Source organism: Methylorubrum podarium (genome assembly GCF_022179745.1).
In the GTDB taxonomy this organism is placed as follows: Bacteria; Pseudomonadota; Alphaproteobacteria; order Rhizobiales; family Beijerinckiaceae; genus Methylobacterium; species Methylobacterium podarium.
Map to the genome: position 1 here is coordinate 1 of NZ_BPRD01000130.1, position 21,461 is coordinate 21,461.

The window sequence follows — 21,461 nt, forward strand, 5'->3', positions numbered from 1 at the left end:
GCACCGCGTCGAGCACGCCGTTGGCGATGGCGTACTGCACCGTGCCCATCAGGATCGAGGTGTACTTGTTCTCGGTCACGCTCACCTTCGAGACGCACAGCGTCACAGGGCGGACCATGATGTCGGTGTTCAGGAGCGCGAAGACGCGGCTGTGGCCGACGACCTGATCGCCGGTCAGGGTGGCGAGCGCGGTGCCGACGGGCCCGTCGAGCTCGCCGATGATGACCTCGGGCTCGCTCGCCGTGTTGGGCGGCCCGCCCGCGACGAGGGCCTCGCCGGCGCGCAGGATGATGCGGTCGCTCATGGTGTGTCCTTCCTCGTGATCGGCCGTTCGTGCGACGCGCGGGGTCGTCGCAGTGCCGGCCGCGTTTGTCCAGGCCGCTTAGCGCTGCGCAACCGCGCGCTCTTGTGCCGGACCGACACTCGCTTTGGCCGAACGACCGTCCCGCTGGCCGGCCTCACCGCGTAGCCGGGTTCGGGGCACACCACCCTACCGCAAGGGCCGGTAACAGTTTCACGGATCCGAAACAGGCTTCCCGAGCCCGGCTTTGTCGCCTTGCTGCGCTGCGTTATAGGGGCGGCGACAGGGTTCCGGAGAGACGCGCGAAGGGCAGTCGGCCGATCGCGCGGCACCGGGCAATCGAGGGACCGACATGGCGAAGATCAAGGTGGCCAATCCGGTCGTCGAGCTCGACGGCGACGAGATGACCCGGATCATCTGGGCGGAGATCAAGAACAAGCTCATCCACCCCTACCTCGATCTCGACCTCGACTATTACGACCTCGGCGTCGAGCACCGCGACGCCACCAATGACCAGGTCACGATCGACGCGGCGGAGGCGATCAAGCGCCACGGCGTCGGCGTGAAATGCGCCACGATCACGCCCGACGAGGCCCGCGTCGAGGAGTTCAAGCTCAAGGAGATGTGGCGCTCGCCCAACGGCACCATCCGCAACATCCTCGGCGGCGTGATCTTCCGCGAGCCGATCATCTGCTCGAACGTGCCCCGCCTCGTTCCCGGCTGGACCCAGCCCTTCGTGATCGGCCGCCACGCCTACGGCGACCAGTACCGCGCCACCGACTTCAAGGTGCCGGGCAAGGGCCGCCTCACCATCAAGTTCGAGGGCGACGACGGCACCGTGATCGAGAAGGAGGTGTTCAAGTTCCCCGACGCCGGCGTCGCGATGTCGATGTACAACCTCGACCAGTCGATCATCGACTTCGCCCGGGCCTCCTTCAACTACGGACTGGCTCGGAAATACCCGGTTTATCTCTCGACGAAAAACACCATCCTGAAGACGTATGACGGCCGCTTCAAGGACCTGTTCCAGAAGGTGTTCGACGAGGAGTTCAAGTCGAAGTTCCAGTCGCTCGGCCTGACCTACGAGCACCGCCTGATCGACGACATGGTGGCCTCCTGCCTCAAGTGGTCCGGCGGCTACGTCTGGGCCTGCAAGAACTACGACGGCGACGTGCAGTCCGACACGGCGGCGCAGGGCTTCGGCTCGCTCGGCCTGATGACCTCGGTGCTGATGACGCCGGACGGCCAGACCGTCGAGGCCGAGGCGGCGCACGGGACGGTGACCCGCCACTACCGCGAGCACCAGAAGGGCAAGGCGACCTCGACCAACTCGATCGCCTCGATCTTCGCCTGGACCCGCGGCCTCGCCCACCGTGCCAAGCTCGACGACAACGCCGATCTCGCGAAGTTCGCTGCGACCTTGGAGAAGGTCTGCGTCGACACGGTCGAGGCCGGTCACATGACCAAGGACCTCGCCCTCCTCGTCGGCCCGGACCAGAAGTGGCTCACCACCAACGGCTTCCTCGACAAGGTCGACGAGAACCTGAAGGCGGCGATGGCGGCGTGAAGCTGCCGCATCGATCGCCCTCCCCCCTCTGCGGGGGAGGGTGCCTCGCGGATGCGAGGCGGGAGAGGGGAGCGACGCTTCTGGAAGAACCTGAGCCGCCCCTCACCCGACCCCCTTCGGGGGCCACCCTCTCCCGCGGAGGGGAGAGGGAGCAGCACCGCGTTACCCCGTCTTCTTCGCCGCGTTGCGCTTGCGTGTCTCGGCCGCCTTCTTCGCGGACGCCGAGCGCTCTTCCTTCGTGCGCGAGGCCGACGCCGTGCCGCCGCTGCGGCCGCCCTTGTGGGCGGCGGGATGGCCGGTCGAGCGGCCGCGGCCCGAGCCGCCGGGCTTCTTGCCGCCGCCGTCGTCCTTGTTGACGGTCGCCCAGGCCCGAGATTCGGCTTCCTTCTCGGGCACGCCGCGGGACTCGTAGGATTCGGCGATGTGCTCCGCCTTGCGGATCTGCTTGTCGGTGTATTTCGACTTGTCGCCCTGAGCCATGATGCTCTCCCGATTGGCCGCGCCGGTCAGGTACAGATCGGCGCGTCGAGGGTCGCCCGCACCCGCCGGATCAACTCGGCGCGCCGGTACGGCTTGTTCAGGATATCGAACTCCGGACGCCCCATGCCGGTTCGCTCCAGGCTGGCCTCGGCATAGCCGGTGGTGAGCAAAATCCTGAGAGCGGGGTGGCGGCGGCGCGCCTCGCGGGCGAGCGACAGGCCATCCATGCCGCCGGGCATGATCAGGTCGGAGAAGAGCAGGTCGATCTCCGGGTGGTCGCCGAGAATCTCCAGGGCCTCGCGGCCGTGGCGGGCCATCAGGGTGCCGTAGCCGTAATCGCGCAGGATCGCCCGGGCGAGCTCGCCGACATCGGCGCGGTCGTCGACGATCAGCACCGTCTCGGTCCCCGGCCGCTCCTCGACCGGCGGAGGCTCCCGGCTCGGCTCACCCTCCTCCTCGGTCGCCGGGAAGGACAGCCGCACGGTCGTCCCCTCCCCCACCACCGACTCGATCTGCGCGAAACCGCCGGACTGCTTGGCGAAGCCGTAGACCATCGACAGGCCGAGACCCGTGCCCTTGCCCTCCTCCTTCGTGGTGAAGAACGGGTCCATCACCCGCGCGAGGAGATCCGAGGGAATGCCGGAGCCCGTGTCCGTCACCGCGACGCTGACGAGGCGATCCGTGCCGTCGGGGCGGCCGGATTCCTCGTTCCGGGTCGTGATGGTGACGCGCCCGCCCTCCGGCATCGCGTCGCGGGCGTTGATGAGCACGTTGAGCAGGGCCACCTCGGCCTGGGTCCGATCGATCCGGCAGGCGCGGAGATCGGGGGCGAGGTCGGTCTCGATCGTCACCGCCTCGCCCAGCGTGCGCTCCGCCAGCTCCTTCGTCTCCGAGACGAGATCGTTGAGGTTGAGGGTGCGGCCGACGAGGCGCTGCTTGCGGGCGAAGGCGAGCAGCTGCTGCGTCAGCGTCGAGGCCCGCTCCGCCGCCTCGCGGATGTTGCCGACGGCGCGGCCCATGCGGCCCGGATCGGCGTCCGGCCGCTCGAGATTGGTCGCCAGCGAGTCGGCGTAGCCCAGGATGACCTGGAGCAGGTTGTTAAAGTCGTGGGCGATCCCGCCCGTCAGCTGCCCGATCGCCTCCATCTTCTGCGCCTGGTGCAGCGATTCCTCGGCGAGGCGGCGGCGGGTGATGTCGAGCTGCGAGCCGAAGAAGTACACGAGGTCGCCGGCCGCGTTGTAGACCGGGCTCACGAACAGGGCGTTCCAGAAGGTCGAGCCGTCCTTGCGATAGTTGAGGATCTCGGTGGCGATGTCGCGCCGCGCGGTGATGGCCTCGCGGACCTGCGCCCGCGTCGCCGGATCGGTCTCGGGGCCCTGGAGGAAGCGGCAGTTGCGGCCGATCACCTCCTCCCGCGCGTAGCCCGTCATCTCGAGGAAGGCTTGGTTCGCGAAGACGATCGGGTGGTCCTGCCGGTTGGGATCGGCCACCACCATCGGCATGCGCGTCATCGCGACGGCCGCGAAGAAGATGTCGCTGCCCGAATCGAATTCGTGGCCGGCCGCGCCGGTCTCGACGCTCGGATGGTCGCCGTGGGGTCTCTTCTCGGGGATGTCGATCATGCGAACCCGCGGCGTGGCGTGGCGGTCGAGGCCACCGGCGTCGGCGCCGTCTCCTCTCTCCGAAGGGTGAGCGTCGTCCGGAAGGGTGGCCTCCCGGCTTTGGCGGAAAGACGTTGCAAAGTGCAGGACGAGGCGGCGGGACCGATCCCGGCCTCGGAACCGTTGCGGCGGAGGGGCCGCCCGCGGGGGCGGCCCCTCCTCGGGGTGTTCAGCCCTCCTCGTCGATCCCGAAGCTCACGCTCTCGACGTTCGCGCGCTCGAAGGCCTGCATCACGTACTGGTAGGAGCGCTCCATGTCGCTGTGCTCCTCGTCATGGTTCTCCACGGGCTTGAGGACGAACATCAGCATCGAGCGGCCGGTGACCGAGTAACTCTCGCCGACGGCGAAACTCTCCACCTCCTGGCTGTCCGGCAGGTTGGTGTCGAGGAGCCGCGTCCAGGCCGTGCCGCCCGGCGCCTCGGGCAGGGTGAAGTCCACCACGTCGTGATAGGCGTTGTAGAACAGGAGCAGGGTCGCGTCGCCGCCGCGCTTGTGGATGCCGCTCGCCTGGGCGCGCCCGTCGAGCAGCACGGCCAGCGTGCGCGAATTGCCGTCGTTCCAGTTCTCCGGCGTCATCTCGGTGCCGGCGGGGGTGAGCCAGGTCACGTCCTTGACGCCGAATTCCTCGTCGTAGGCCCCCGTCACGAAGCGGCCGCGCGACAGCATCGGCAGGGCGTTGCGGAGCAGGATCAGGCGCTGCGTGAACTCGGCGAGATCCCGCTCCTCCTCGCCGATGGCGCCCCAATCGACCCAGGACACCTCGTTGTCCTGGCAATAGGCGTTGTTGTTGCCCTGTTGCGTGCGGGCGAACTCGTCGCCGGCGAGCAGCATCGGCGTGCCCTTCGACAGGAACAGGGTGGCGAGCAGGTTGCGCATCTGGCGCAAGCGGACCGAGCGGATCTCCGGATCGTCGGTCGGGCCCTCGACGCCGTAATTGTAGGACAGGTTGTGGCCGTGCCCGTCGCGGTTGCCTTCGCCGTTCGCCTCGTTGTGCTTCTCGTTGTACGAAACCGTGTCGTTGAGGGTGAAGCCGTCATGCGCGGTGATGAAGTTCACCGAGGCCCAGGGCCGGCGTCCGCGCTTGTTGAACTTGTCGGCGGAGGCGGTGATGCGCGAGGCGAGCCCCGGCAGGAGCCCGGCATCGCCCTTCCAGTAGCCGCGCACGTCGTCGCGGAACCGGTCGTTCCACTCGGCCCAGCCCGGCGGGAAGCCGCCGACCTGGTAGCCGCCGGGGCCGCAATCCCACGGCTCGGCGATGAGCTTCACGTCGTTGAGCACCGGATCCTGGCGGCAGGTGTCGAGGAAGCCGCCGCCCTCGTCGAAGCCGTAGGGCTCGCGGCCGAGGATGGTGGCGAGATCGAAGCGGAAGCCGTCGACCCGCATCTCGTTGGCCCAGTAGCGCAGGCTGTCGGTGACGAGCTGAAGCACGCGGGGATGCGAGAGATTGAAGGTGTTCCCCGTGCCGGTGTCGTTGATGTAGTAGCGCGGCTGGTTCGGCAGCAGGCGGTAATAGGAGGCGTTGTCGACGCCCTTGAAGGACAGCGTCGGGCCCTTCTCGTTGCCCTCCGCCGTGTGGTTGTAGACCACGTCGAGGATCACCTCGAGGCCGGCGCCGTGCATCCGGGCCACCATCTCCTTGAACTCGGAGAAGGCGAAGTCCGGCACCGCGGCGTAGCGCCGGGCGGGCGTGAAGAACGAGATGGTGTTGTAGCCCCAGTAATTGATCAGGCCCTTCTGCTGCAGGTAGTCGTCCTGCACGAAGGAATGCACCGGCAGAAGCTCGACCGAGGTGACGCCGAGGCTCTTGATGTAGTCGAGCACCGCCGGGTGCCCCATGCCGGCATAGGTGCCGCGCAGCTTCTCCGGCACCGCCGGATGCAGCTTGGTGAAGCCCTTCACGTGGGTCTCGTAGACGATGGTGCGCTCCCACGGCACGCGGGGCTTGGCATCGCGGCCCCAGGTGAAGGCCGGATCGATCACGCGGGAGCGGCGGGTATAGGGGGCGGAGTCGCGCTCATCGAAGGTGAGGTCGTCGCCGGTCTCCATCTTGTAGCCGAACAGGGCCGGGTTCCACTCGATGGTGCCGACGAGGCCCTTGGCGTAGGGGTCGATCAGGAGCTTGTTGTGGTTGAAGCGGTGGCCGGCCTCCGGCTCGTAGGGTCCGTGCACGCGATAGCCGTAGATCGTGCCGGGGCGCGCATCCGGCAGGTAGCCGTGCCAGACCTCGTCGGTGTATTCCGGCAGCTCGATGCGCTCGACTTCCTTCTCGCCCGCATCGTCGAACAGGCACAGCTCGACCTTCGTGGCATGGGCCGAGAACAGCGCGAAGTTGACGCCGCGCCCGTCCCAGGTCGCCCCGCGGGGATGCGGCGAGCCTTCGCGGATTCGCGTGCGCGACGTGCGCGGCTTCGGCATCCCGTTCCTTTCGGTATCGGCCATCGTCGTCCCATTCTCGCTTGTGGCGGCCCCCGCGGGTCCGGCCGGACTCTGAACGTTCACGGAACCGCGAAGCTCCGTTCCGGCTGACGCGGCGCAGCAAATTTTTCCCGACCCGCTGCGCGCCGCCGCGGCTGTGGTTGGCCGGTGTGATAGGTCTTGAACGAAACTCGCGGTGGGGGCTCGCGTTGCAACGCTCTCCATCGACCGAAACGGACACGTTCACAGGGGGACAATCGCCGATGATCGAAGACCCCGAACACCGGCCCTCCGGGCTCCCGGCCCTGGCCGAGCGGCACGGCGTGAGTCTCGACGCGGTGCGCCACCTGCTGCGCGCCCTCCAGTCGGGCCAGGGCAACATGGCCCAGTTCGACCACCCGGACCTCGGCGGGTTCGGCCAGTGGTCGCGGGGCGGCATGGTGATGGTCGGATCGATGAACGACCATGCCCTGAAGGCCCGGGTCGATGCCCTCTGCACCGAACTCGCCGCAGCCCTGCCGCTCTCCGGCTTCCGCGAGGAGGCGGCCTCCGGGAACTGGTGGCCGAACGCGCTGGGCCTTCCGTCGAGCGCGGGGGCGCAAAACGGGACGCGCTACGCCTTCTTCCCCGAGAAGCGGCGGCTCGCCGTCGAGACAAACGGGCGGCTCGCTCTCTACGACACGGCCGAGCGCATCGTCACCGGCGCGAGCCAGCAGCAGGGCGCGACCGCCTCGCTGCGCTTCAGCGGCCCGCAGGGGGATTTCACGCTGGAGGATCTGACGCCGGTGGAGCAGGACATGGCGGCCGTGTCGTCGGCCCCGACGGGCGGCGCGTCCTCCGCCTCGGCGTCCGTATCGTCGGCGTTCGCGGCCCGCCCGGTGTCGCCCCGGCCCGCCGCCCAGGCGCCGAGTCCGGCCGCAGCGGAGACAGGTCCCGCCGACATTCTCTCGATCCTCGAACGGCTGGCCGAGCTGCACAGGAAGGGCGTGCTGACCGACGCGGAGTTTTCGGGAAAGAAGGCGGAGCTGCTGGCGCGGCTCTGACCGACGGCCTGTCGCCGCAGGCCGCGCCGCGGCGCCGCGATCGCCCTAGATCCGGGCGATGCCCCCGCGCGACCTCATCGACATCGACCGCATCTTCCACGAGCCGGCGGTTGCCGACTTTCCGCGCGGGCGCGAAATCCTGGCCCGCTACCCGAACGCCGAGCGGATCGCGGTGCCCTCGCACTGGAACATCCCCGAACTTCACGGCAATGCCGGCTCGGTGGAGGATTGGGTCCGCATCAAGCGCTCGACCCTGGTGCTCGGCGTCAAGAAGGGCCTCGCGATGCGCCCCAACGGCCGCTCCGCCCACTTCATCGCGCCCTCGACCTCGAACGGCTGCGCCATGTCGTGCGCCTACTGCTACGTGCCGCGCCGCAAGGGCTTCTCCAATCCGATCTCGCTGTTCGTGAACGTCGATGCCGTCGGTGCGGCGATCGCGCGCCACGCGGGCAAGCAGGGTCCGTTGCCCGAGCCGGACCAGATCGACGGGCAGGCCTGGGTCTACGATCTCGGCGAGAACGGCGACCTCTCGATCGATGCGATGATCTGCGACAACGTCCGCGACCTCGTCGCGCTGTTTCGCGGGCTGCCCAACGCCAAGGGCTCCTTCGCGACGAAGGCGGTCAACCGCGACCTCCTCGCCTACGATCCGCAGGGGCGCACCCGCATCCGCTTCTCGCTGATGCCGGCCCGGATCGCCCGCATCGTCGATGTCCGCACCGCGCCGATCCCCGAGCGGATCGCCGCGATCGACGACTTCCTGAGGGCCGGCTACGAGGTTCACGTCAATTTCTCGCCCGTCATCCTCTACGAAGGGTGGGAGGCGGATTGGGCGGCCCTGTTCGACGCGATCGACGGGACGATCTCGGACGCGGCCAAGGGCCAGCTCGCCTGCGAGATCATCATGCTGACCCACAATGCCGGGCTGCACGAGGTCAATCTCGGCTGGCACCCGAAGGCCGAGGCCCTGCTCTGGCGGCCGGACATCCAGGAGACCAAGCGCTCGGAGGGCGGCGGCGACAACCTGCGCTACCGCACCGGCTGGAAGGGGAAATGGCTCGCCCGGTTCAAGGCCCTGCTCGCCGAGCGGATGCCCTATTGCCGCGTGCGCTACGCGTTCTAGAGCATCGTCCCGGATATCGGATCCGGGACGATGCTCCAGAATTTTGTCTTGCATCATCTTTTAGCGAAAGCCGGCGGCCACCGTTCGGGATGATGCTCTCAGGAGGAGACGAATGCCGGATCACGAGAGCTACCTGCGCGAGGCGACCGAACTCGCGCTCGCCAACGTTGCCGAGGGCGGCAGGCCCTACGGCGCGGTGATCGTGCGGGACGGGGAGGTCGTCGCGCGGGCGGCCAACCGCATCCACCGCACCAACGATCCCAGCGACCATGCCGAGATGGTGGCCCTGCGGGAGGCGAGCCGGCGGCTCGGCCGGCCCAAGCTCGACGACTGCATCGTCTACGCCAGCGGGCGGCCCTGCCCGATGTGCCACGCGGCGATGCGGCTCGCCGGTGTCAAACAGGGCTACTTCGCCTTCACCGCAGAGGAGGCCGAAGCGGAGGGGCTGCTCAGCGCCGGGATCTACGCCGAGCTGTGCCAGCCGCTCGCGGAGCAGCCGATGCAGGTCCGCCACCACCCGCTCGCCGGCGGGCCGAGCCCCTACCGCGCCTGGGCGGAGCGGAAGGGGCGCTGACGCCCGCCCTCAATGCGTCCAGGGCGCGGTGCGGTTGAACTTGAAATTGTCGGAGTAGGACAGGCCCTTGCGCGCGATCGGCGGCGGCGTCTCCTCGACCCGGTAGGCGATGCCCGCCGACTTGGCGTAGGCCACCGCCTCCTCCACGGTGTCGAATTCGAGCCGGACCTGCTGCAGCATGTCCGAGGATCCGGTCCAGCCCATCAGTGGGTCGGTCTCGCGGGGCTCGGTCTGGTCGAATTCCAGCACCCACTGCTTGGTGCGGGCGAGCCCGGACTGCGTGGGATCCTTGGCGGGACGGTAGATGCGGGCGCTCGGCATCGGACGGCTGACGTCTCCGGGGAAGGTATGGTCGGGGCGATAGGATTCGAACCTACGACCCTCTGCTCCCAAAGCAGATGCGCTACCAGACTGCGCTACACCCCGACGCTGCGACGGAGATACCGCCTCGGCTATCGGCCGGCAAGGCGCCGCTGGTCACACGAGGATGTCGAGGACGCGCTTCTCGGCCTCGATCGAGGATTTCAGCACCGCCGTGTTGATGGAAACCCCGAGCGAGGCCGAGGCGAGGTCCGTCACGGCCGTGACCGGCTCGGCGGCGGATCGGGGCGAGGCGACCCGGGCAGCCGCGCCGTCGAAGCGCTGCATCGCGGCGCTCAGGCCCGCCGAACTCGTGGAGATTGCCGAGACCATCGACCGTCCTTCCTGCGTCCGGTGCAGCTCAGCACGGGAAAGGTAAAAGACATCCTCAGCGGATCGACGCAACGCGATGCATCGGCCGCGGCTTGATCGAATCGCTCGACGATCCCACTTCGCCGCAGGCCGGAAGCCCCGCCCCGCGGGCCCGGAGACAAGGCGTAGCCGATGATCGATCTGTACTACTGGCCGACCCCGAACGGTCACAAGGTGACGATGTTCCTGGAGGAGGCCGGCCTCCCCTACACCATCCACCCGGTGGATATCGGCAAGGGCGCGCAGTTCGAGCCGTCCTTCCTGGCGATCGCGCCGAACAATCGCATGCCCGCCATCATCGACCAGGCCCCGGCCGACGGGGCCGAGCCGGTCTCGCTGTTCGAATCGGGCGCGATCCTGCTCTACCTCGCTGAGAAGACGGGGCGCTTCCTCCCCGCCGACCTGCGCGGCCGGGCCGAGACCCTGCAATGGCTGTTCTGGCAGATGGGCGGCCTCGGGCCGATGCTCGGCCAGAACCACCACTTCTCCCAATACGCCCCCGAAAAGATCCCCTACGCCATCGACCGCTACGTGAAGGAGACGAACCGTCTCTACGGCGTGCTGGACCGGCGGCTCGCCGACCGCGCCTTCGTCGCGGGCGCCGACTACACCATCGCCGACATGGCCGCCTATCCCTGGATCGTGCCGTGGGAGAAGCAGGGCCAGCGGCTCGACGACCACCCGAACCTCAAGCGCTGGTTCGAGGCGATCGCCGCGCGCCCCGCCACCAAGGCGGCCTATGCGCGCGCGGCCGAGGTCAACCCGAACCACGGAAAGCCGATGAGCGAGGACGCCAAGCGGGTGATGTTCGGCCAGACCGCGGCGAATACGAACCGCTAGACGTCCGATCCCGGGGCGCGGCCGGTCGCTTCGGCGGCCTCGCTCCGTGTCGCGGTCACGCCGGAACGAAGGACGGCGCAGGGCCCGGAAAGCCGGACGGAAAGATCCGGGATCTCACCGCGCCGCTGAGCAGGGCCGCCAGGACCGTCGTCATCGGCCCGTCGAACAGATCGTGATCCGGCCCGCGCGACTCGTAGACGAGAACCGGCCAGCGATCGGGCGACGGCGCCGTCCTCCAGTAGAAGGTGTCGCCGTTGTCGGTGATCGCGAAGGGCAGGATGCCGCCGGCCACGGGGAAGCGGTCGAACCGGTCGTGGCCGGGATGCTCGTCCTTCAGGAGCGACATCCCCTCGGGATCGTGCAGGGCGTGATCGATCAGGTCGATGTCGCGGTTCGCCGTGAACGGATTGAGCACGACGAGGAAGTCGGCGATCCGGCCCGTGCCGTAGGTCTCGATGAAGCTCTTGTAGTCGGTCGGCAGCGCCGTCGAGAGCCGGCGCTCGACCTCCGGCCACGGGGTGCCGCCGGCCTCCCGCGGATGGGACGGCGGCGCGAGGACGGCCAGCAGCTCGCTCAGGGCCATCGTGAGGCTGCCCTGACGATGCGGCTCAGCGGCCGCTGCGCCGGGCGGCCACCGTGGCGAGCCCGGCCAAGTCGATGTCGCCGTCGCCGTGGGCGATGGCGTCGAGGAGATTGTCGCGCAACACGCTGGCGAACGGCATCGGCACGTTGGACGCTTCCCCCGCGGCCAGCGCGAGGCGGACGTCCTTGAGGCCGAGCCGGACGGTGAAGCCCGGCGGCTCGTAACGGCCCTCCATGATCATCGCGCTGTAATTCTTGTAGACCGGCGCGGCGAACAGGGTGCCGGTGAGCATCTCCAGCAGGTCGGCCCCGGCGACGCCGTGCCCCTCGGCGAAGGCCGCGGCCTCGCCCATCGCCTCGATGGCCGCGACCAGCATGAAGTTGCCCGCGAGCTTGACGGCGTTGGCCTTCTCCGGCTCCGTGCCGAAGCGCCAAGTCTTGGTGCCCATGGCGTCGAACAGCGGCTGGACCCGCGTGATCGCCGCATCGTCTCCGGCGGCGATGATGTTGAGCGCACCCTTATCCGCCGCGTCCGGCCGGCCGAAGACCGGGGCGGAGATGTAAGCGACTCCGGCCCGTTCGTGGACCGCCGCCAACTCCTTGGCGAGCGCCACCGAGATCGTGGACATGCCGACATGGACGCCCGGCCGCCGGCCGGAATCGAGCAGTCCGCCCTCGATCGTCACGGCGCGCAGGGCGGCGTCGTCGGCGAGCATGGTGATCGCGGCATCCCCGGAAAAGGCCTCGGCGGCGCTTTCCACGGGCTCGGCGCCCTCGACCGACCTCGCCGCCTCGGGCGAGCGGTTCCACACCCGCACCCGGTGCCCCGCCGCGACGAGCCGCGCCGCCATGGCCCGGCCCATGCGTCCGAGCCCGATGAAACCGACATCCATGGATCGTCTCCCGATTGCCGCCTCGTCCCCCGTCTCGGGGGAGCGCGCTGGGCCTCGATGCGTGCGTCAATGCGTGTTGAGGAATTCCAGCGTCAGCGTGTTGAACATCTCGGTCGCCTCCATGTGGACGAGGTGGCCGACATTGTTGATGACCTCCGCCTTGCCGTTCGGCATCCGGCCGGCGAGCGCGCGGGCATGCCCGGTGTTGTCGCCCATGCCGGAGCGCATCTCCGCCGGGGCGAAGCCCTTGCCGGGGGCGTTGTGGTCGTTGGCGCCCATGATGAACAGGGTCGGCGCCTTCACCAGCGGGATCTCGTGGACGACCGGCTGGCCCCAGATCATCTGGTAGGAGTTCACGAAGGACTTGAGCCAGCGCGGATACTCGCCCGAGCCCTTCACCCGCTCGCGGATCGAGACGAACGGCTCGATCGCCGCGGCCGGAATCGAGAGCGCGTAGCTCGTCATCAGCTGCTTGCGGTAGGCGTCGGCGCTGAGATCGCCCTCGCGGGCGAGAAGCGTCTCGTCGGAGACCGGCGGGACGGTGAAGCGGTAATCCTCCAGCCCGATCGGGGCCTCCAGCACGAGGCTGTTGACCCGCTGCGGGTAGCTTCGGGCGAGCCGCACCGCGAGCATCCCGCCCATGGAATGGGCCACGATGTCGAAGCGCGGGACCTTGAGGCTGTCGGCGAGCGCGATCGTGTCGGCGGCCATCCGGTCGAAGGTGAAGGCGCCGACCGGCTTCGACGACTTGCCGAAGCCGAGCTGGTCGGGGACGATCACCCGGAAGCCCGCGTTCGAGAGGGCGCGGATCACCGGCTCCCAGTAGCTCGAAGGGAAGTTGCGCCCGTGCAGCAGCAGCACCGTGCGTCCGTTGGCGTTGTCGGCGGGCGGCACATCCATGTAGGCGAGGCGCTGGGCTTCGCCGTCGCGCGTCAGGGGCAGGAACCGCACCGGAAAGGGATAGGCGAAGCCTTCGAGGCCGATGCCGAGGGGCGTCTGCTCCTGGGCAAGGGCGGCAGCCGGTGTCAGGGCCAGCAGCGGCGCGAGGCAGAGTGCGAGGCAGGGCGCAAGGATCGAGTGGGCACGCATGGACACTTCGCTCTCCGGTGGCCGGCTTTCAGAAACGGACGAGACAGTCGCAGAACGGTGCGCGGTCGGCTCGGGCTCTGCCCCGACGACGGGCCCGTGCCGAAGCGCGGGCATCGTCCGGTGAGGGACAGATAGGGCGGATCGGCGGCCTGCAAGCTCCGGATGGTGGACGGTGACGGCACGGAAAACGGGAGAGGCGGGCGGCGACGGGCTGCCGCCGCGGGAGCGGCTCCTGGCGCTCTCCGCCATGTCGCTTGCCATCGCCATGGCGGTGCTCGACGGAGCGATCGTCAACGTCGCTCTGCCGGTGATCGCCCGTGACCTCGACGTGCCGGCCTCGGACGCGATCTTCGTCGTCAGCGCCTACCAGATCGCGGTCACCGCAACCCTGCTGCCGCTGGCGACGCTCGGCGAGATCTGGGGCTACCGCCGGGTCTATCTCGCCGGGCTCGCCGTCTTCACCGCGGCCTCGCTCGCCTGCGCGGTGGCTCCGAACCTTGCGGGCCTCACCGCCGCGCGGGTCGCCCAGGGGCTCGGCGCGGCCGGGATCATGAGCGTCAACATCGCGCTCGTGCGCTTCATCTATCCGCACCGGCTGATCGGGTGCGGGGTCGGCAACGTGGCGCTCGTCGTGGCGATGGCCTCCGCCGCCGGGCCGACGGTCGCCGCCGCGATCCTCTCGGTCGCGGCCTGGCCCTGGCTGTTCCTCGTCAACCTGCCGGTCGGGATCGTGGCCCTGGCGGTCGGCCTCCGCACGCTGCCGCACACGCCCCGCTCCGCCCGCCGCTTCGACCTGCGCAGCGCGGGTCTCAACGCCCTCACCATCGGCCTGCTGATCGTCGGGCTCGACGGCCTCGCCGATCCGGAGGGCCGCCGGCTCGCCGCGGCGGCGATCGTCGCCTCGATCGCGATCGGCCTCGTCTTCGTGCGCAGCCAGATCCGGCTCGCGACGCCGCTCCTGCCCCTCGACCTGCTGCGGATCCCGGCCTTCGCCCTGTCGATGGTGGCCTCGGTCTGCTCCTTCGCGGCGCAGATGATCGCCTACATCGCCCTGCCCTTCTACTTCCACGACGGGCTCGGCTTCTCGGAGACCCGCACCGGCTTCCTGATGACTCCCTGGCCGCTCGCCATCGCAGCGATGTCGCCCTTCGCCGGGCGGCTCGCCGACCGCGTGGCGCCGGGGCTGCTCGGCAGCCTCGGCCTCGTCCTCCTGGCGGCGGGGATGGCGGCCCTCGCCCTCCTGCCGGAAGCGCCCACGACCCTCGACGTCGTCTGGCGGCTGACGCTCTCGGGCGTCGGCTTCGGGCTGTTCCAGTCGCCCAACAACAAGGTGATCATCATTAGCGCCCCGCGGGAGCGCAGCGGCGGCGCCAGCGGCATGCAGGCGAGCGCGCGGCTCGTCGGTCAGTCGCTGGGCGCGGCACTGGTCGCCGTGCTGTTCGGCCTGATCCCCGGCGGCCCGGTGGGCGCCTTCGCCGTCACGCTCTGGTGCGCCGTCGCCCTGGCGCTGACCGGCGCCCTGGCGAGCGGCCTGCGGCGGACGGGACCCTGACCCCGAATCCGCGGCTAGCACCAAGCCGCCGGTCACGCGTTGTGGCTTCGACAGGACGGATCGCCATGAGCGGAGGCGGAGAATGGACATCGATCTGAAAGGGCGCAGCGCCCTGGTCACCGGCTCGACCGGCGGCATCGGCTACGCGATCGCTCGCGAACTCGGCCGGCTCGGCGCCTACGTCGCCGTCAACGGCCGCACCGCCGAGCGGGTGGACGCGGCCATCGAACGCCTGCGCGGCGAGGTGCCGGAGGGAGAGTTCATCGCCGGCATCGGCGACGTCGGCACCGAGGAGGGCGCGGCCGAACTCGTCGCCGCCCTGCCGCGGGTCGACATCCTCGTCAACAATGCCGGCATCTTCGAGCCGAAGCCGTTCTTCGAGATCGCGGATGCCGAGTGGCGCCGCTTCTTCGAGGTGAACGTGATGAGCGGCATCCGTCTCGCCCGCGCCTACGGTCCCGCGATGGTCGAGCGCGGCTGGGGGCGGATCGTGTTCATCGCCAGCGAGTCGGGCGTCAACATCCCGCCGGAGATGGTCCATTACGGCATGACGAAGACGGCGCAGCTCGCCGTCTCCCGCGGTCTCGCCGAGACGGTGGGCGGTAGCGGCGTCACCGTCAACAGCGTCCTGCCCGGCCCGACCATGACCGAGGGCGTGGTGGATTTCCTGGAATCGATGGGCGCCGGCGAGGGCGACCTGGAGACAAAGGGCCGTGCCTTCATCGCCGAGAACCGGCCGACCTCGCTCCTGAAACGCCTCGCGCAGCCGGAGGAGGTGGCCAACATGGTGGCCTATCTCTGCACGCCCGCCGCGAGCGCCACCACGGGGGCGGCCCTGCGGGTCGATGGCGGCGTGCTGCGCGGCATCGCCTGAGGCTGACCGCTCCCGAGCCCGCCGGACGTACGGACCGGTCTGACCGGTTCCGTACTCCGAGGGACGGCCCGCGAACGGCTTTCCGAGATCAGGACTTCAGGTGCGCCGCGAGATGCTTGTTCATCTCGAACATCGAGCACTTGTCCTTGCCGAAGATCTTCTTGAGCTTGTCGTCGGCGACGATCTCGCGCTTGTTCTCCGGATTCTGGAGGTTGTGCTTCTTGATGTGCTCCCACACCTTGCTGACGACCTCGCCGCGCGGCAGGGGCTTGTCGCCGACGATGGCGGCGAGTTCGGGAGACGGCTTCAGGGGCTGCTGAAGCGCGTTGGGCTTGGTGCCGGAGGCGGCCTTGGTGGCGGTCTCCTTCTTCGGGGCACTCTTGGGCGCAGCCGCCTTCTTCTCCGTCGTCTTGGTAGCCATGGTTTCCCTCCGTCCTGCGGACCGGCAGATTCGTGTCCCGGGCCCGAGGGCATCACCAAGGGGCATCGGGCCACTGAGGAGCAACAACTAAGCGGTGCCGCGCCCGTTCCAAGTGGAGAACGGCACCGCTGCGCCGTCCATCCACAGATCAGCGGGCCTTTCCGCAGCCCAATCCGCCCCAGGAGGGGTTTTTCGGACCGATCGGGCCGGATGCGGGCGCTCACGCCCGCCGTTCACGCCGCGCGTGCCGCCCCGTGACGGGAACCGCGCCTGCCGCATCGCATTCAAGAAGATCTCTTCGATCGCAGGCCCGTCGGGGCCCGATCAAGGACATGCGGGAGACTTGGATGCCGACGGATCTGCCCGAGGAGCGGGCCTATCGAAAGCCGGGAACGCTCGAACTGGACCCCGCTTCCGGCGAGGGCGTGGCGACCGACGAGACCCCCCGGCTGATCGCCTCCGACAAGGTCGAGGGCACGCCGGTCTATGACGGGACCGGCCGTCACCTCGGCAGCGTCTACAATTTCATGGTCGACAAGGTGTCGGGACAGGTCGCCTACGCCGTGCTGTCGTTCGGCGGCTTCCTGGGCTTCGGCGAGACCTACCATCCGCTGCCGTGGAACGCCCTGACCTACTCGGTCGAACTCGGCGGCTACGTGGTCGATATCGACCCCGCCGACCTCGAAGGCGCGCCGACGCACGGGCCCGGCGAGGACCCGTTCTCCGATCCGGGCTACGGCGGGCGCCTCGACGACCACTGGGGCGGGAGGAAGGTGCCGACGGCCTGAGCCGCCGACGCCGCGCTTCGCGAGATGCCCGATCCGCGGATCGGGGGTTTAGAACTTGCCGCCGAGGCCGACGCTGCCGCCCGAACCCATCTGGGGGGCGAGGCCGCCGGAACTGGTCCGCGTCGTCGGCTCGCCGTCGATCTCCTCCCGGCGGATCCGGCGCGGGCCTTCGTCGGCGGTGCGGGTCTGGCCGCGGATGTTCTTCGGCAGTTCCAGGACGCGGGTCGGCGCGGCCGCGAGGGGACGGCCGTCCTCGTCGGTCTGGGCGCTGCGCAGGGGGCGGCCGGGCAGCGTGCCGCGGGCGGAAGGCGGCGGGCCGACATCGGATTCCGGCATCACGCCGCCGCCGCCGCCGAGGGCTTGGCAGCCACCGAGGCTCGTCGCAAGGAGCGCCGCGGCGCAGAGTCTCGACGGGTGAAACATGAATGTCTTGTCCTCGTACCCGCCGTCCCCGGCCACGAACTCGGCCCATCCGGACTCCGACGGAGGCCCGGACGAGAGAACGGCCAGGGGGCGGCAACGTTAAGATCTCCTGCATCCGTCTAAGGCAGGGTTTTGGCGAAAACCAGACGGGGCGTGCCCGTGTCCACCCCGTTGCCGCGGGCCGGAGGCGGCCTCGCGGCGCGACGGCGCCCCCGCCGCGAGCCATCCATCCCCGCCGGGATCGAGGCGGCCGGATCGACTTTTCGCACCCATCCACAACTTCGCCGTGGTTGCCGGGCATGGACGATGCGTCCGCCCGCCCCATACCGTCCGTTCAGCGGCCGGCCCGTCGCGGCCGGCACGCGGACTTTCCCAGACTGTCGAGAGGTACAGGGGTGCGCAGACTGATCCGGCCGATCGTGACACCGGCGATCGTCCTCCTCGCCACGGCGGCCATGGCCGCGGACGGCTCGTCGGGGACCCCCGGCGAGACCACATCGCCTCCCGCGGCCGCTTCGCCCCCCGCCGCAGCGCCCGCGACGGCACCCGCGACGGCGCCCGCCGCGCCGGCGGCACCCGCCAACGGCGCCGCGTCGCCGTCCCAGGGCGGCGGCACCCCGGCCGTGGTGTTCGATACCCAGGACTACGAGAGCCTGCTCGGCAAGAGCGTGCGCGCCATGAACGGCGACGACCTCGGCCGGATCATCGACGTCATCGTCGACCGCGAAGGCCGTCCCCGCGCCGCCGTGATCGATTTCGGCGGCTTTCTCGGCGTCGGCTCGCGCAAGATCGCGGTGGATTGGCGCGTCCTGAAGTTCAGCACAGAGGGTAAGGTCGGCCGCCTCACGCTCCAGCTCAATCGCAACCAAGTGCGGGTCTCGCCGGAGTACAAGTCCGGCGAGCCCATCGTCGTCCTCGGCGCCACCAGTCCCGGCGCCCCGGTCCAGCCGACGGAAGGCGACGCCTCCGCCACCGCCGAGAAGGCCGCCGCCCCGTCCGACAAGGCCCCTGACCGGCCGCAGGAGAAGTCGCCGGACAAATGACGGCAATCCCGGTGACGGAACGGCGCGCGCATCCGGCGCGCGAGCGCGACACGCATCGCACCGACCTCCGCGAGCGCGGCGGGGCCCGTCCGCTGCGCCGGTCGGGCCGGCCGAGCGAGCCGGCGTCGGGCCCGGCTGGGCCGACCGGGCCGTCGCGCCGCGCGACCTACGGTCTCGACGCGTTCACGTTCTTCATCGCCAACCTGCAGACCGGGTTCGGGCCATTCCTGGCCGTCTACTTCACCCAGCAGAAGTGGACGCAGTCCGATATCGGCCTCGCCCTGACCGTCGGCAGCCTCGTGAGCCTCCTCGGGCAGATGCCCGGCGGCGCCTTCGTCGACGCCTCCCGCTCGAAGCGCTTCGCCGCCGGGTTCTCGGCCTTCTGGGTCGGGGCGAGCGCGGTGATGCTCGCCGCGCTCCCCACCTACCTCGTCGTCATGCTTGCCATGGCGATCCACTCGGCGGCGAGCTGCGTGCTGACGCCGGCGATCGCCGCGATCTCCATCGGCCTCGTCGGCCATGCCCGGGCCGGCGAGCGGCTGGGGCGCAACGCGAGCTTCTCCGCGATCGGCAACGCGCTCGGTGCCGCCGGCATGGGCGCGATCGGCTACTACCTGTCGAACAACGCAGTGTTCTACCTCGCCGGGCTCCTCGTGATCCCGGCCCTGGTCTCGCTCTCCTTCATCCCGTCCGGGCGCGCCGCGGAGGCCGCCAAGGCCCGGGCGGCGGCCCACGAGCCGGAACCGCGGGAGGCCGGCGGCGTCGCGGTACTCCTGAAGAACCGGGCGCTGCTGTGCTTCGCCGCCTGCATGGTGCTGTTCTTCCTGGCCAACGCCGCGATGCTGCCGCTGGTCGGCAGCGTCATGACGCTGCGCGCCAGCGAGACCGCCACGGCGCTGGTGGCTGCCTGCATCATGGTCCCGCAGGCGGTGCTCGCCCTCACCGCCCCCTTCGTCGGGCGCCTCGCCCAGAGCTGGGGACGCAAGCCGCTGCTCGTGATCGGTTTCGCGGCGCTCCCCGTCCGCGGCCTGCTCTTCGCCTTCGTGAACGATCCCTACTGGATGGTGGCGATCCAGGTCTTCGACGGGATCTCGGCCTCCGTCCTCGGCGTCATGGTTCCGCTGATCGTCTCCGACGTCACCCGCGGCACCGGCCGCTTCAACACCGCGCTCGGCGCGGTCGGCACCGGCATGGGCATCGGCGCGGCCCTCTCGACGGCTTTGGCCGGCTTCATGGCCGACGAGCTCGGCAGCCAGACGGCGTTCCTGGGACTCGCCGTCGTCGGCGCCGTCGGCTTGGCCCTCGTCCTGCTGATCATGCCCGAGACGCGGCGCAGGGACGGGGACGAGGCACGCGAGCCGTCTTGACCTGCGCGAGCCGACGCGGTTGGAATCGTTTCGCGTCGCACATCCGCTTAAGCCAGGTTCATCTTCGCTCCGCTATCCGGCGGAAAGCTGCGCGCGCTTGAAACATAAGGCGACGCTTCGCGTTGCGGTTAAAGGGCCTTCCCTGCGCCCTCAAACCACAATCGGCGCCCAGCGGGTCTGATCGAATCGGGACTGACGATCGCGATGGAAGATCTCTGCCAATACGCCAACAGACCGGGGGCCTTCGTCGGGCGCTATCTCAAGCGCCGGATCGTCCCGCACCTCGTGATCCTGTTCGCCGTGCTCGGTGCCGTGACCTTCTCGGTCTCGACCGATTACGCGCTGAAGGGGGTGGTCGATGCCCTCGGCAAGGGTCCGAGCGCCGGTCAGGTCTGGTCGGCGCTCGCCCTGCTGATCGCCTTCATCGCCGCCGACAACATGCTCTGGCGCGTGGCGGCCCTGGTCGGCGCCTTCACCTTCGTCGGCGTGACCGGCGACATCCGCCGCGACCTCTTCCGCCACATGACGGGCCACGCGCCCTCGTTCTTCGCCGACCGGCAGCCGGGCACGCTGGCCTCGCGCATCACCGCGACCTCGAACGCGATCTTCACCGTCGAGAACATGTTCACGTTCAACGTGATGCCGCCCTGCGTGGCGGCCACGCTGTCGATCATCTACATCGGCACCGTGAACATGACGATGGCGCTCGTGCTCGCCGGCATCTTCGCCGCGGTCGTGTTGCTGATGTTCAAGATGGCCTCGGCCGGCAAGCCGCTCCACCACGACTTCGCCGCCAAGGCGGCCAGCGTCGACGGCGAGATGGTCGACCTCGTCGGCAACATGCCGCTGGTGCGCGCCTTCTCCGCCTTCAACCGCGAATTCGTGCGCTTCGACGGCACCATCGGCACCGAGATGCGGGCGCGCCGCTCCTCGCTCCTCTACCTCGAGAAGCTGCGCATCACCCACGCCATCCTCACCGTGCTCTCGATCCTCGGCCTGCTCTACTGGTCGATCAAGATGTGGGAGGCCGGTCAGGCGACCACCGGTCAGGTCGTGCTGGTCTGCACCCTCGGCATCCGCATCCTCGCCGCGACCCGCGACCTCGCCGTGGCGTTGGTGGACGCGACCCAGCACACCGCCCGCCTGTCGGAGGCGCTGCACACCCTGCTGCAGCCGCACGAACTCGTCGATCACCCGGAGGCGGAGACGCTCGTCGGCCAGACCGGCGCCGAGATGCATTTCGACCACGTGGCCTTCAGCTATCCCGACGGGCGCGCCGTCTTCTCGGATTTCGACCTGCTCATCCCCCCGGGGCAGACCGTGGGGCTGGTCGGCAAGTCGGGCGGCGGCAAGTCGACCCTGTTCTCGCTGATCCAGCGCTTCTACGAGGTGCAGGGCGGGCGCATCCTCATCAACGGGCAGGACATCACCCGCGTCACGCAGGAATCGTTGCGCGAGGCGATCACGGTGGTGCCGCAGGACGTCTCGATGTTCCACCGCTCCCTGCGGGAGAACATCCGCTACGGCCGGCCCGACGCGACCGACGAGGAGGTCTGGAAGGCCGCCGAGGCCGCCCACTGCACCGACTTCATCCAGGCCCTGCCGGAGGGCTTCGACACCATCGTCGGCGACCGCGGCGTGAAGCTCTCGGGCGGCCAGCGCCAGCGCATCGCCATCGCCCGGGCGATCCTG

Annotated in this window: 22 protein-coding genes and 1 tRNA gene; 11 read left to right on the top strand and 12 right to left on the bottom strand. The window is 69.6% G+C overall.

The window, feature by feature from the left end; all coding sequences use genetic code 11:
* Window positions 1–304 (bottom strand): formaldehyde-activating enzyme (locus MFF42_RS06950; RefSeq protein WP_238255092.1); only part of this gene is annotated, 304 nt, incomplete at its 3' end.
* A 349-nt stretch (window positions 305–653) separates the two neighbouring features.
* Here MFF42_RS06950 and MFF42_RS06955 point away from each other — a divergent pair.
* The gene (locus tag MFF42_RS06955; RefSeq protein WP_238255093.1) at window positions 654–1,868 is read left to right on the top strand and encodes an NADP-dependent isocitrate dehydrogenase; all 1,215 of its coding nucleotides are present in this window, start codon (window positions 654–656) and stop codon (window positions 1,866–1,868) included.
* 162 nt (window positions 1,869–2,030) lie between these two features.
* Here the strand turns inward: MFF42_RS06955 and MFF42_RS06960 are convergent, their stop codons facing one another.
* From MFF42_RS06960 to glgX, 3 genes are all read right to left on the bottom strand, one after another.
* The gene (locus MFF42_RS06960) at window positions 2,031–2,348 is read right to left on the bottom strand and encodes a plasmid stabilization protein (protein WP_238255094.1); all 318 of its coding nucleotides are present in this window, start codon (window positions 2,346–2,348) and stop codon (window positions 2,031–2,033) included.
* Between the two features lie 26 nt (window positions 2,349–2,374).
* Window positions 2,375–3,970: a hybrid sensor histidine kinase/response regulator gene (locus MFF42_RS06965; protein WP_238255095.1), complete on the bottom strand. Its 1,596-nt coding sequence runs from the start codon at window positions 3,968–3,970 to the stop codon at window positions 2,375–2,377.
* A gap of 208 nt (window positions 3,971–4,178) precedes the next feature.
* Window positions 4,179–6,449, bottom strand: a complete 2,271-nt coding sequence (gene glgX / locus MFF42_RS06970; RefSeq protein ID WP_238255096.1) for a glycogen debranching protein GlgX — start codon at window positions 6,447–6,449, stop codon at window positions 4,179–4,181.
* 239 nt (window positions 6,450–6,688) lie between these two features.
* Between glgX and MFF42_RS06975 the strand changes: the two genes are divergently transcribed.
* The 3 genes from MFF42_RS06975 (at window position 6,689) to MFF42_RS06985 (ending at window position 9,165) form a co-directional block, all read left to right on the top strand.
* Window positions 6,689–7,468, top strand: coding sequence for an SHOCT domain-containing protein (locus MFF42_RS06975; protein ID WP_238255097.1), 780 nt, complete (start codon window positions 6,689–6,691; stop codon window positions 7,466–7,468).
* A gap of 58 nt (window positions 7,469–7,526) precedes the next feature.
* Entirely contained in the window at window positions 7,527–8,591 is a 1,065-nt protein-coding gene (locus MFF42_RS06980; protein ID WP_238255098.1) for a spore photoproduct lyase family protein, read from the top strand.
* 112 nt (window positions 8,592–8,703) lie between these two features.
* Window positions 8,704–9,165, top strand: a complete 462-nt coding sequence (locus MFF42_RS06985; protein WP_238255099.1) for a nucleoside deaminase — start codon at window positions 8,704–8,706, stop codon at window positions 9,163–9,165.
* A 9-nt stretch (window positions 9,166–9,174) separates the two neighbouring features.
* Here the strand turns inward: MFF42_RS06985 and MFF42_RS06990 are convergent, their stop codons facing one another.
* The 3 genes from MFF42_RS06990 to MFF42_RS07000 form a co-directional block, all read right to left on the bottom strand.
* A complete protein-coding gene (locus tag MFF42_RS06990; protein ID WP_238255100.1) occupies window positions 9,175–9,486 on the bottom strand; it encodes an ETC complex I subunit in 312 nt (103 codons plus the stop codon).
* 28 nt (window positions 9,487–9,514) lie between these two features.
* Window positions 9,515–9,591: transfer RNA gene (locus tag MFF42_RS06995), tRNA-Pro, on the bottom strand.
* A 51-nt stretch (window positions 9,592–9,642) separates the two neighbouring features.
* The gene (locus MFF42_RS07000; protein WP_238255101.1) at window positions 9,643–9,858 is read right to left on the bottom strand and encodes a hypothetical protein; all 216 of its coding nucleotides are present in this window, start codon (window positions 9,856–9,858) and stop codon (window positions 9,643–9,645) included.
* A gap of 171 nt (window positions 9,859–10,029) precedes the next feature.
* Between MFF42_RS07000 and MFF42_RS07005 the strand changes: the two genes are divergently transcribed.
* The gene (locus MFF42_RS07005) at window positions 10,030–10,737 is read left to right on the top strand and encodes a glutathione binding-like protein (protein WP_238255102.1); all 708 of its coding nucleotides are present in this window, start codon (window positions 10,030–10,032) and stop codon (window positions 10,735–10,737) included.
* A gap of 55 nt (window positions 10,738–10,792) precedes the next feature.
* Here the strand turns inward: MFF42_RS07005 and MFF42_RS07010 are convergent, their stop codons facing one another.
* The 3 genes from MFF42_RS07010 to MFF42_RS07020 all read right to left on the bottom strand — a co-directional run bounded on the left by MFF42_RS07010 (window position 10,793) and on the right by MFF42_RS07020 (window position 13,301).
* Complete coding sequence (locus MFF42_RS07010) at window positions 10,793–11,320, bottom strand: SMI1/KNR4 family protein (protein ID WP_238255103.1); 528 nt, start codon at window positions 11,318–11,320, stop codon at window positions 10,793–10,795.
* A gap of 25 nt (window positions 11,321–11,345) precedes the next feature.
* Window positions 11,346–12,212 carry an NAD(P)-dependent oxidoreductase gene (locus MFF42_RS07015; protein ID WP_238255104.1) on the bottom strand — a complete coding sequence of 289 codons (867 nt, stop codon included), beginning with the start codon at window positions 12,210–12,212 and terminating at the stop codon, window positions 11,346–11,348.
* Window positions 12,213–12,278: 66 nt separating this feature from the next.
* Window positions 12,279–13,301, bottom strand: coding sequence for an alpha/beta hydrolase (locus tag MFF42_RS07020; RefSeq protein WP_238255105.1), 1,023 nt, complete (start codon window positions 13,299–13,301; stop codon window positions 12,279–12,281).
* 247 nt (window positions 13,302–13,548) lie between these two features.
* On the opposite strand from MFF42_RS07020, the gene MFF42_RS07025 reads away from it, so the two are divergent.
* On the top strand, window positions 13,549–14,853 hold the full coding sequence (locus tag MFF42_RS07025; protein WP_373875150.1) for an MFS transporter: 1,305 nt from the start codon (window positions 13,549–13,551) through the stop codon (window positions 14,851–14,853).
* Window positions 14,854–14,935: 82 nt separating this feature from the next.
* Complete coding sequence (locus MFF42_RS07030; protein ID WP_238255107.1) at window positions 14,936–15,727, top strand: SDR family NAD(P)-dependent oxidoreductase; 792 nt, start codon at window positions 14,936–14,938, stop codon at window positions 15,725–15,727.
* 88 nt (window positions 15,728–15,815) lie between these two features.
* On the opposite strand, the gene MFF42_RS07035 is transcribed toward MFF42_RS07030, so the two are convergent.
* Entirely contained in the window at window positions 15,816–16,148 is a 333-nt protein-coding gene (locus tag MFF42_RS07035; RefSeq protein WP_017486375.1) for an SWIB/MDM2 domain-containing protein, read from the bottom strand.
* Window positions 16,149–16,495: 347 nt separating this feature from the next.
* Here MFF42_RS07035 and MFF42_RS07040 point away from each other — a divergent pair, with 347 nt between their 5' ends.
* Entirely contained in the window at window positions 16,496–16,936 is a 441-nt protein-coding gene (locus MFF42_RS07040; protein WP_238255108.1) for a PRC-barrel domain-containing protein, read from the top strand.
* A 48-nt stretch (window positions 16,937–16,984) separates the two neighbouring features.
* Here MFF42_RS07040 and MFF42_RS07045 read toward each other — a convergent pair whose 3' ends face one another.
* Entirely contained in the window at window positions 16,985–17,359 is a 375-nt protein-coding gene (locus tag MFF42_RS07045; RefSeq protein ID WP_238255109.1) for a hypothetical protein, read from the bottom strand.
* A 395-nt stretch (window positions 17,360–17,754) separates the two neighbouring features.
* Between MFF42_RS07045 and MFF42_RS07050 the strand changes: the two genes are divergently transcribed.
* The 3 genes from MFF42_RS07050 to MFF42_RS07060 all read left to right on the top strand — a co-directional run.
* Window positions 17,755–18,402: a PRC-barrel domain-containing protein gene (locus MFF42_RS07050; protein WP_238255110.1), complete on the top strand. Its 648-nt coding sequence runs from the start codon at window positions 17,755–17,757 to the stop codon at window positions 18,400–18,402.
* A complete protein-coding gene (locus MFF42_RS07055; protein ID WP_238255111.1) occupies window positions 18,399–19,769 on the top strand; it encodes an MFS transporter in 1,371 nt (456 codons plus the stop codon). The genes MFF42_RS07050 and MFF42_RS07055 overlap by 4 nt, the downstream gene beginning before the upstream one ends.
* 204 nt (window positions 19,770–19,973) lie before the next feature.
* On the top strand, window positions 19,974–21,461 hold a 1,488-nt coding region (locus MFF42_RS07060), incomplete at its 3' end, for an ABC transporter ATP-binding protein (protein WP_238255112.1).